The organism is bacterium (genome assembly GCA_009926305.1).
GTDB lineage: Bacteria > Bdellovibrionota_C > UBA2361 > UBA2361 > RFPC01 > RFPC01.
Genome location: RFPC01000272.1, coordinates 1 through 1,078, shown reverse-complemented (window position 1 = coordinate 1,078; position 1,078 = coordinate 1). Strand labels below are relative to the sequence as shown.

Below are 1,078 nucleotides of genomic sequence, written 5' to 3'. Positions count from 1 at the left end.
GGCGCGTAGCACGACGGATGCTCTTAAACTTCCCCATCAAGAAGCTCGCATTCTCATTGCGAGTCGCATTAAAGAAGCTCGCCTTAATGCTGGGCTCACACAGCATGACGTGGCAAAAGAACTTCACATCAGCCAAAGCTCTTATTGCCGCATTGAAAAAGGCACTGCTCCACCAGATTGCGTGCAAATTCGCACTCTTAGCGGCCTCTATGGAATCAGCGTGTTGTGGCTGATGGGCTACCCATCTTTCATTGCAAAAATTAATTGATTTCTTAATAAATGCCGCGTATTAAGAAAATCAATAATCAATCCTCCTCGTCGTCTTCGCCACGAATGCTGGCAAGCTGATTTTCAATGTCTTCCATGATGTAAGACTTTGCCATTGCCTCAATTTCAAAAGTGAGGAACTTTGTCGGCTCAAAATGCTCATCAGGCTTTTCGTAGACGCTCATCACATAGATGTGTGTTTCGTCTAGCCGCCCATTCTTAAAACATTGCTTCTCCACTAGTTCCCATCGTGAAGTGTTGCGATGCTCGTTAGCGGAAAGAATAGAGAGAGCCTTTAAAAGACCAATACCTTCGTCCTCTTCTTCGATGACACGCACGTATTCGCTCATTGGTCTTTTTTGCGACTCTCTACCATCTTAATGATGCGATTTGCCCATGCCCTACCAGCATCGCCTCCCCATAAAAGCCATGCAATATAACCCGCGTCATCTTCTCCACCACTTTTATTCTTTTCATGGCGAGAGAAAAATGCCGACATGCGCTTGATCATCGCAAAGCTAATTTTGCTTCCGCCTGCTAAATTGCCAGCGCGAGCAACGCCGCTTCCAATGCCCTGCTTGCCCGCTTCCTGCGTTGTCAAGCCACCTTTGCCGTGCTTCTTGCGCAGTTCTAGTCCGCGACGAGCAGCAGCTCTTACAGCCGCAGGAGGGGCAAAGCTTTCAGCATCGCCCCTCAGCGCTTTTTTCCGCAGGAGCTATCCTCCATTTCCTCTTCCTCTTCTTCCTCTCCAATCAACTCCTTAAAGAAGCCCATATAGTATTCATCGCTCATATCCTTCTTGGGCTTGCGC

At 48.0% G+C, this 1,078-nt stretch carries 3 protein-coding genes; 1 reads left to right on the top strand and 2 read right to left on the bottom strand.

Translation table 11 applies throughout. From position 1 onward, the window contains the following. Nucleotides 1–268: XRE family transcriptional regulator (locus EBR25_14490; protein ID NBW42177.1), on the top strand; the 268-nt coding region annotated here is incomplete at its 5' end. Between the two features lie 37 nt (nt 269–305). Here the strand turns inward: EBR25_14490 and EBR25_14485 are convergent. Together EBR25_14485 and EBR25_14480 are read right to left on the bottom strand one after the other, a co-directional pair. Further along, a complete protein-coding gene (locus tag EBR25_14485; GenBank protein NBW42176.1) occupies nt 306–617 on the bottom strand; it encodes a hypothetical protein in 312 nt (103 codons plus the stop codon). Then, nucleotides 614–964, bottom strand: coding sequence for a hypothetical protein (locus tag EBR25_14480; GenBank protein ID NBW42175.1), 351 nt, complete (start codon nt 962–964; stop codon nt 614–616). Before EBR25_14480 ends, EBR25_14485 begins: the two co-directional genes overlap by 4 nt. Between the last annotated feature and the right edge of the window lie 114 nt (nt 965–1,078).